The 7,452-nt window shown below is 66.7% G+C and carries 6 protein-coding genes; 5 read left to right on the top strand and 1 reads right to left on the bottom strand.

The window, feature by feature from the left end; genetic code table 11:
• Window positions 1-175 precede the first annotated feature (175 nt).
• The 5 genes from K2X24_RS23205 to K2X24_RS23185 all read left to right on the top strand — a co-directional run bounded on the left by K2X24_RS23205 (window position 176) and on the right by K2X24_RS23185 (window position 6,072).
• Complete coding sequence (locus K2X24_RS23205) at window positions 176-1,393, top strand: ABC transporter substrate-binding protein (protein ID WP_292501548.1); 1,218 nt, start codon at window positions 176-178, stop codon at window positions 1,391-1,393.
• A gap of 202 nt (window positions 1,394-1,595) precedes the next feature.
• The gene (locus K2X24_RS23200) at window positions 1,596-2,468 is read left to right on the top strand and encodes a branched-chain amino acid ABC transporter permease (RefSeq protein ID WP_238277354.1); all 873 of its coding nucleotides are present in this window, start codon (window positions 1,596-1,598) and stop codon (window positions 2,466-2,468) included.
• Window positions 2,469-2,534: 66 nt separating this feature from the next.
• Window positions 2,535-4,580: a branched-chain amino acid ABC transporter ATP-binding protein/permease gene (locus K2X24_RS23195; protein ID WP_292501544.1), complete on the top strand. Its 2,046-nt coding sequence runs from the start codon at window positions 2,535-2,537 to the stop codon at window positions 4,578-4,580.
• Window positions 4,573-5,295, top strand: a complete 723-nt coding sequence (locus K2X24_RS23190; RefSeq protein WP_292501542.1) for an ABC transporter ATP-binding protein — start codon at window positions 4,573-4,575, stop codon at window positions 5,293-5,295. Before K2X24_RS23195 ends, K2X24_RS23190 begins: the two co-directional genes overlap by 8 nt.
• A gap of 468 nt (window positions 5,296-5,763) precedes the next feature.
• Window positions 5,764-6,072: a hypothetical protein gene (locus K2X24_RS23185; RefSeq protein WP_292501540.1), complete on the top strand. Its 309-nt coding sequence runs from the start codon at window positions 5,764-5,766 to the stop codon at window positions 6,070-6,072.
• Between the two features lie 168 nt (window positions 6,073-6,240).
• Here the strand turns inward: K2X24_RS23185 and K2X24_RS23180 are convergent.
• Window positions 6,241-7,452 (bottom strand): MFS transporter (locus tag K2X24_RS23180; RefSeq protein ID WP_292501537.1); only part of this gene is annotated, 1,212 nt, incomplete at its 5' end.

Below are 7,452 nucleotides of genomic sequence, written 5' to 3'. Positions count from 1 at the left end.
ACCGGAAATGAAATTCAGAAATTAATCCGTGGGCCGGCCTATTTTCCAGTGCATAATCAAACGGCCCGAAGCAATTCTATGCCTTGACAGAATTATAACTCTTGCGCCAGGAATACTGAGGATTCGATACAAAATGCCACCATGAAGGGCATGCGGTCGGAGCGAGGGAGAGAATATGATCACGCTGAAGAGACGCGTACTCTTGGGTGCGCTCGTCTGCACGACGTTCGCGGCGTTCCCGGCTTACGCGGCCGATCCGATCAAGATCGGTGTCACCGGGCCCTATACCGGCGGGTCCTCGGCCATGGGTGTTTCGATGCGCGACGCGGCACGCCTCGCTGCCGCCGAGATCAACAAGGCCGGTGGCGTGCTCGGACGTCCGCTGCTGCTGGTCGAGCGCGATGACGAAGCCAAGAACGAGGTCGGCGCTCAGGTCGCCCAGGAACTGATCAACAAGGAAAAGGTCGCCGCCACCATCGGCTTCATCAACACCGGCGTGGCCCTGGCCGCGCAGCGCTTCTACCAGGAAGCGGAGATTCCGGTGTTCAACAACGTCGCCACCGGCACGATCATCACGAACCAGTTCAAGGAACCGGACTACGACGCCAACTACGTTTTCCGGAACTCTGCCTACGACGTGCTCCAGGCGGGCATGATGGTCGACGAGGCGCTGGCCCGGAACTTCAAGAAGATCGCGCTCCTCGCCGACTCGACGAATTACGGCCAGCTCGGCCGCGAGGATATCGAGAAGTACCTCGCCACCAAGGGCGTGAAGCCGGTCGTGGTGGAGAAGTTCAACATCAAGGACGTCGACATGACGGCCCAGTTGTTGAAGGCGCAGCAGGCCGGAGCCGACGTCATCCTCGCCTACGGGATCGGGCCCGAACTCGCGCAGATCGCGAATGGAATGGCCAAGCTCGGCTGGAAGGTTCCGATGATCACGTCGTGGCCCTCCTCGATGCAGAGCTTCCTCGATATCGCCGGCGCGAACGGCAACGGCGTGATGATGCCGCAGACTTTCATCGAAGACCAGACCCTGCCCAAGCGGAAAAGCTTCCTGGAGAACTACTACAAGACCTACGGCGTCTCGAAGATCCCGACCCCGGTCGCCGGGGCGCAAGGGTACGACTCGGTCTATCTGCTCGCCGCGGCGATCAAGCAGGCCGGTTCCACCGATGGCCCGAAGATCCGGGCCGCGCTCGAGAACCTGAACGAGCGCGTCGAGGGCGTGGTCACGACCTACGAGAAGCCCTTCACCGCCAAGGACCACAACGCGATCACCCGCAACATGGTGGTGTTCGGCAAGGTGCAGGACGGCAAGATCGTCTACGCCAAGGAAGAGGATGCCAAGAACGCGGGCGTCGTCCGCGTGAAGGAGAAGTCGGCCAACTGAGACGTTTCGCGGGTCTCTCGAAGGGCCGTCGGCTTTCGTGGAAGACCCGCGAATCGGACCACGCGACGGCCGTCCGCCAGGTTTGGCGAGACGCGCCGTCCCCGGACATTCGAGCGACGATGAACCGAGCCGGGTTCTGGTCTTCCCAGGACTCGATGTCCTGCATCTACACCGACGTCCCAACCTCTACGGTAACGCGCTCATGGCCATCTTCCTCCAGCTCATCGCGTCCGGCGTCGCCGTCGGCATGATCTACGCCGCGATCGCCTTCGGCTATCAACTCACCTTCGCCACCTCGAAGACCCTGAACTTCGGTCAGGGCGAGGCGCTCGCCCTCGGTGCCCTGTTCGGCCTGACCCTGGTGCCGATCGTCGGGTACTGGCTGATGATCCCGCTGGTCCTCGTCTTCGGCTTCGCGCTCGGCGCCGTCGTCGAGCGGCTCGGCGTCCGGCCCGCGGTCAAGATCAAGTCCGAGTACGGATGGATCATGGCCACGATCGCGCTGGGGATCATCTTCCGCAACGTCGCGGAGAACATCTGGGGCCGCGACGACCTGAAGTTTCCCTCGCCCCTGCCCGAGGCGGCCATCCAGGTCGGCGACACCCGGATCCTGCCGATGGAACTGCTGATCGTCGCCGGCGCCCTCCTGATGATGCTCGCGGTCGAGATCTTCAATCGCAAGTCGATCTGGGGGAAGGCCGTCGTCGCGACCTCGAACGACATCGACGCCGCCGGCCTGATGGGCATCAACACGCAGAAGGTGATCACGCTCTCCTACTCGATCAGCGCCATGACGGCCGCCTTCGCGGGCGTTCTCGTCGCGCCCGTCACCCTCACGGGTGCGACCATGGGGGCGGTGCTGGCCCTGAAGGCCTTCGCGGTCGCGATCATCGGAGGTCTCGAATCCGGCCTCGGCGTGATCGTCGGCGGGCTGATTCTCGGTGTCGCCGAGACGCTCACCGGCTTCTACATCTCGACCGGCTACAAGGATGTGCCCGGTCTGATCCTCCTCCTCGTCGTCCTCTCGATCCGCCCCGTCGGATTGTTCGGCAAGGCCGTGATCAAGAAGGTCTGAGCGTGCCCCTCCTCGCTCCCCGCCCTCCCGTATTCCCCCGCATCCAGCCAGCAGGAGCCTGACGCCATGGCTCAGTCCACCCTCGCACCGGCGGCGACGCCCGCCGCCGCGCCGAGGCTCGGCCGCCATGTCGGCCTCCTCGGCGCCATCCTCCTCGTCGTCTTCCTCGCCGCCTTCCCGCACGTGGTGACGAGTTCCTACTACATCCACCTGCTGGTCGTGATCGCGATCTATGCGATCCTCATCCTGGGGCTCGACATCGTCGTCGGCTACACGGGGCAGGTCAGTCTCGGGCATGCCGGTCTGTTCGGCATCGGCGCGTATTCGGCGGCCGTGCTGTTCCTGCACTTCAAGCTCGGCCTCTGGTCCGGGCTGATCGCCGGGACTGCCGTGACCTCGGTCTTCGGGCTTCTGCTCGCGGTCCCGGCCCTGCGCGTGACAGGCCCCTACCTGGCGATGGTCACGCTCGCCTTCGGCACCATCATCCAGATTTTCATCAACGAACTCACGCCCCTCACCAACGGGCCCCTCGGCATCACGCTGCCGCCGGCGCGCGTCCTCGACTTCTCGCTGATCGGCATGTCGTCGCCGTGGGGCGCCGCGGGGCGCAAGCTGGAATTCTACTATCTCGTCTGCGCCGCGCTGCTGCTGACGATCGTCGTGGTGAACCGGGTCGTGCGCTCGCCGTTCGGTCGCGCCTTCGAGGCCCTGCGCGACTCGCCGATCGCCTGCGACTGCATGGGCGTCAGCGTCTATCGCTACAAGGTCTACGCCTTCGTCATCTCGGCGGCCCTCGCGGGGCTCGCCGGCGCGCTGTTTGCGTGGTCGGAGCGCTACGTCGCCCCGAACTCCTACGGCTTCGAACTGACGGTGCTGTTCCTGCTCGCTGTGACGATGGGCGGACGCAAGTCGAGAGCCGGGCCCCTGATCGGCTCCGCCATCATCGTGATGATGCCCAACATCCTGGCCGATATCGAACTCGTCCGCATGATGGCGGGGGCGATCGCCCTGGCCGCCCTCGTGGTAGGCGTGCGCGCTTTCCTGCGCCGGCAGGAGAACCGGTACGCCATCCTCGTGCCGGTCGTGCTCTGCGTGCTGTTCCTGCCCGCCACCCTCGCCCTGCAATCGGTGACGGATTTCCGTCTGACCGTGTTCGGCCTGATGATCCTGTTCGTGGTCTATTACCTGCCCGACGGCATCGTGGGGTTCCTGCGGGACAAGATTCCGGCTCTGCGACCGGCCCATACCGCCGAGGGCCGGGTCCTGACGGCGCAGGGCGCGGCCCTCGTCGCGCAGCGCGGCGGGGCCGACGCGGATCCGCTCCTGAAGATCGAGTCCGTCCTGATGCAGTTCGGCGGCCTCAAGGCCCTCGCGGGCGTCGACATCGCCGTGCGGCCGGGCACGATCCACGGTCTCATCGGGCCGAACGGATCGGGCAAGAGCACGATGATGAACGTGCTCACCGGCATCTACATCCCGACCGGCGGCTCGGTGACCTTGGCGCGGGACGGGGGAATGCAGCGGCTGAACGGACGGACCCCGTCCGAGATCGCCTCGGCCGGCGTCGCCCGCACCTTCCAGAACGTCCAGCTCTTCCGGGAGATGACGGCCTTGGAGAACGTGCTCGTCGGCCTGCACCACACCTTCAAGGGCACCATCGTGGACGCGATCTTCGGCACGCCCCGGCGTCGCCGGGAGGAGCGGGAGGCACGGGTCCGCGCGGTCGCGATCCTGGACTTCATGGGTCTCGGCGGCCTCGCCCAGGTCGAGGCGCGCAATCTCCCCTACGGCAAGCAGCGGCTGCTCGAGATCGCGCGCGCACTCGCCCTCGACCCCGTCCTCCTCCTCCTCGACGAACCCGCCGCCGGCCTCACGGCACCCGATATCGCCGATCTCACGGCGATCATCCGCAAGATCCGCGATGCCGGCATCACCGTGATCCTGATCGAGCACCACATGGACGTGGTGATGGGCCTGTGCGACCGCGTCAGCGTGCTCGACTTCGGCCACAAGATCGCGGAGGGCGGCGCCCGCGAGATCCAGAAGGATCCGAAGGTCATCGAAGCGTATCTCGGCAGTCCCGTCGCAGACCAGGAGCCCGCCCATGCTTGAGGTGACGAACCTCTCGGCCGGCTACGGCCAGATCGAAGTCCTGCACGGACTCTCGTTCGAGGTGCCCAAGGGACAGATCGTGACCCTGATCGGCTCGAACGGCGCCGGAAAGACCACGACCATGCGCGCGCTCTCCGGCATGATCCGCCCACGCAGCGGATCGATCCGGCTGAACGGCCGCGAGGTCGGGGGCCTCGAGAGCCATGACGTGGCGAGCGCGGGGCTCGCCCACTCGCCGGAGGGCCGTCGTGTCTTCGCGACGCTGAGCGTCGAGGATAACCTGACCCTCGGCGCCTTCCCACGCCTGACGGGTGCCCGCCCCAAGGGCGATGTTGCGGCCGACCGCGAGCGCGCCTTTGAGCTGTTTCCGCGCCTCCGGGAGAGGCGTCACCAGCTTGCCGGGACCTTGTCGGGGGGCGAGCAGCAGATGCTCGCGATGGGCCGGGCGCTGATGCTGCGCCCGGATATCCTCCTTCTCGACGAGCCCTCGATGGGCCTCGCCCCCAAACTCGTCGAGGAGGTGTTCCGCACCATCCGCAGGCTGAAGGAGGAGCAGGTCACGATGCTCCTGGTCGAGCAGTTCGCCATGGCGGCCTTGGGGGTCGCCGATTACGCCTACGTGCTGGAGAACGGCCGGATCCGGTTCCAGGGGCCGGCCGCGCAGCTTCGGGACGATCCTGCCGTCCAGGCGGCCTATCTGGGTGGCGGTCACTGAAGCGACAGGCCTCCAGACCTCGCGATCGCTAGGGCGGCCGAACCACCCTCCCGGCATCCTCGCCGTGACGCGGACGGACTGATCGTAGCCCGGTGGGCCATCGCGCCGGTGGCGACTCACCCATCAGGGCTCGGATGCTGCCGACGATGCCCCACCGGTCGTCCTGCGCGCGGAGGCGGGCCGATCGACCGGTGGACTGTCCTCATCGCCAGCCGCGTTCGATGGCCGCGCCAGGCCCGCCGCGGCGCGCCTTGATGCTTCAGTGCGAGCCTACATCCTCCAGTGGGGCCCGACCCCTCGGTCGGGCTCGGCGAGGTCTCACGGCGAGCATCGGCTTCGTTCGGGTTCGACCCCGGAATTTGGGACGCACCGACAACCAAAACGGACAGTGTGCTGATTGTTGGTGCGCATCTGCCGAAGTATGAATCGAGCACCGTCAACACATGCTTGGTGTTCGTGAGACCATAGATGTCTATTGTCGAAAGAATTCGTTTCAGATCGAAGAATGGCCGAAAGTCTACGCTGCGGTATTTCGATGAAGCGTACTATCTTCGTGAGTACCCGGAGGTTGCTGCACACGATCTGAGCCCGATAGAACACTACCTTCTGATCGGCTGGAAGAATCGCAACGATCCAGGTCCGGATTTCAGTACCCATGGTTACCTCGACGCGAACCCGGATGTTGCCGCGATCCGCGTCTGTCCGCTCTTGCACTTCCTGCAACATGGAATGGCCGAGGGCCGAACCGGCTGGGAGACGAGCGCTTCGGGCGGCTGAGGGCCGCTTGTCGGAACCTTTTCGCGATCGGTTCTGCGCCCGTCTCGCACCACCCCGTTCGCCCGGTGGCTGGCCGTCCCGTTGGGTGGAGGAAGTCCCCGTGAGTGTGGTGGCATGGGCGCGGCTCGCGAACCCATGCGGCGCAGTTGAACGGGGACACGTGTCGCATCACCGCCGATGCGGGGCATCCGCGGTTCCAATCCGTCCGAGGGCCGGTTTGCGAAGCGAGGCCCGTCGCTTCCTGCGGGCTGGCCCGCCAAGGACATAGGTCAGCGTCGTGCCGAGCAGAGCCGTCGCGACGAACACGGTCAGCATGGCCGACCCGACGGCAGCTGGTCCGAATACGCGGTCGTTGAGGATCCCGACCGATATCGGCCCCAGGCCCAGCGCCGTCAGTACAACGCCCGCGATGAATACGGCGCTGACGTACCCCCGCATGGCGGCCGGGGTCAGGAACTGCAGGAAGGCCAGCACCGCCGGACTCGTGAGGGCGAGCGCCGCCGCCAGCAAACCGAATCCCGCCAGCGAGACCGGCAGGCTCGCCGACAGCGTCATCATCGCGGTGCAGGGCGGCACGAGGAGCAGCCCGATGCACAGCATCCGGACCGCCGCCCTCCGCCGGCCGGACGCGCCTGCCCGGTCGAGGACATGTCCCCCCGCGAGGTGACCCAGGGGTGCGATCAGGAGCATCACCAGGCCAAGGCGCACGCCGCTCTCGGCGGGCGTTAGCCCGTGGGAGCGGACGTAGAATGTCGGTGCCCAGGCCGCGAGGGTCTGCGCCACGAGAACCGCACAGGCGGCGGCTCCGAACAAGGCGAGATAGAGGGTGCGATGGCGGCCCATCCAGGCCCAGGCGCGCGCGCGGCGTGCCCGGGCCTTGATGGGCCGCCGCGCCGTCGGCTCGGCGATGCTCAGGGCAGCCACGAGGGCGAGCAGGTTGGGAAGGCAGGCGATGATGAACAGGGCCCGCCACGGGGGGAGGTGGCCGGCGATCGGTAGAGACAATCCCCCGATGGCGGTCAGCAGGGCGAGGAGGGCTCCCCCCGCGAGCAGGGCGAGGCTGCGCCCCAGGCTCGCGCCGGCGGTCAGCCAGGACACGCCCCGTCCGAGGCGGCCGGGCGGCGAGCGGTAGGCCAGCAAGGACAGTGCAGTCGGCGCGACCACGGCCTGCCCGAGCCCGAGCAGCATCCGCGCGACGACCAGGAGCAGGAAAGACCCCGCCAATCCGAAGGCGATGCCGGCGGCGCTCCACAGGAGAATGCCGGCGACGAGCAAGGCGCGCCGGTGGCCCCGGTCGGCGATCTCGCCCCAGGCCGGCATACCGAGGGCATGGAGCAGCACGAACGCGGAACCCTGCAGGAAGCCGAGTTGCGCATCGGT

The organism is Methylobacterium sp., assembly GCF_019750675.1.
Taxonomy (GTDB): domain Bacteria; phylum Pseudomonadota; class Alphaproteobacteria; order Rhizobiales; family Beijerinckiaceae; genus Methylobacterium.
This window is presented reverse-complemented; position numbering and strand designations above follow the sequence as displayed.

Excerpts from the sequence above, each read along its gene's own strand:
- K2X24_RS23205 (WP_292501548.1), top strand. The coding sequence starts at position 176 with ATGATCACGCTGAAGAGACGCGTACTCTTGGGTGCGCTCGTCTGCACG.
- K2X24_RS23200 (WP_238277354.1), top strand. The coding sequence starts at position 1,596 with ATGGCCATCTTCCTCCAGCTCATCGCGTCCGGCGTCGCCGTCGGCATG.
- K2X24_RS23195 (WP_292501544.1), top strand. The coding sequence starts at position 2,535 with ATGGCTCAGTCCACCCTCGCACCGGCGGCGACGCCCGCCGCCGCGCCG.
- K2X24_RS23190 (WP_292501542.1), top strand. The coding sequence starts at position 4,573 with ATGCTTGAGGTGACGAACCTCTCGGCCGGCTACGGCCAGATCGAAGTC.
- K2X24_RS23185 (WP_292501540.1), top strand. The coding sequence starts at position 5,764 with ATGTCTATTGTCGAAAGAATTCGTTTCAGATCGAAGAATGGCCGAAAG.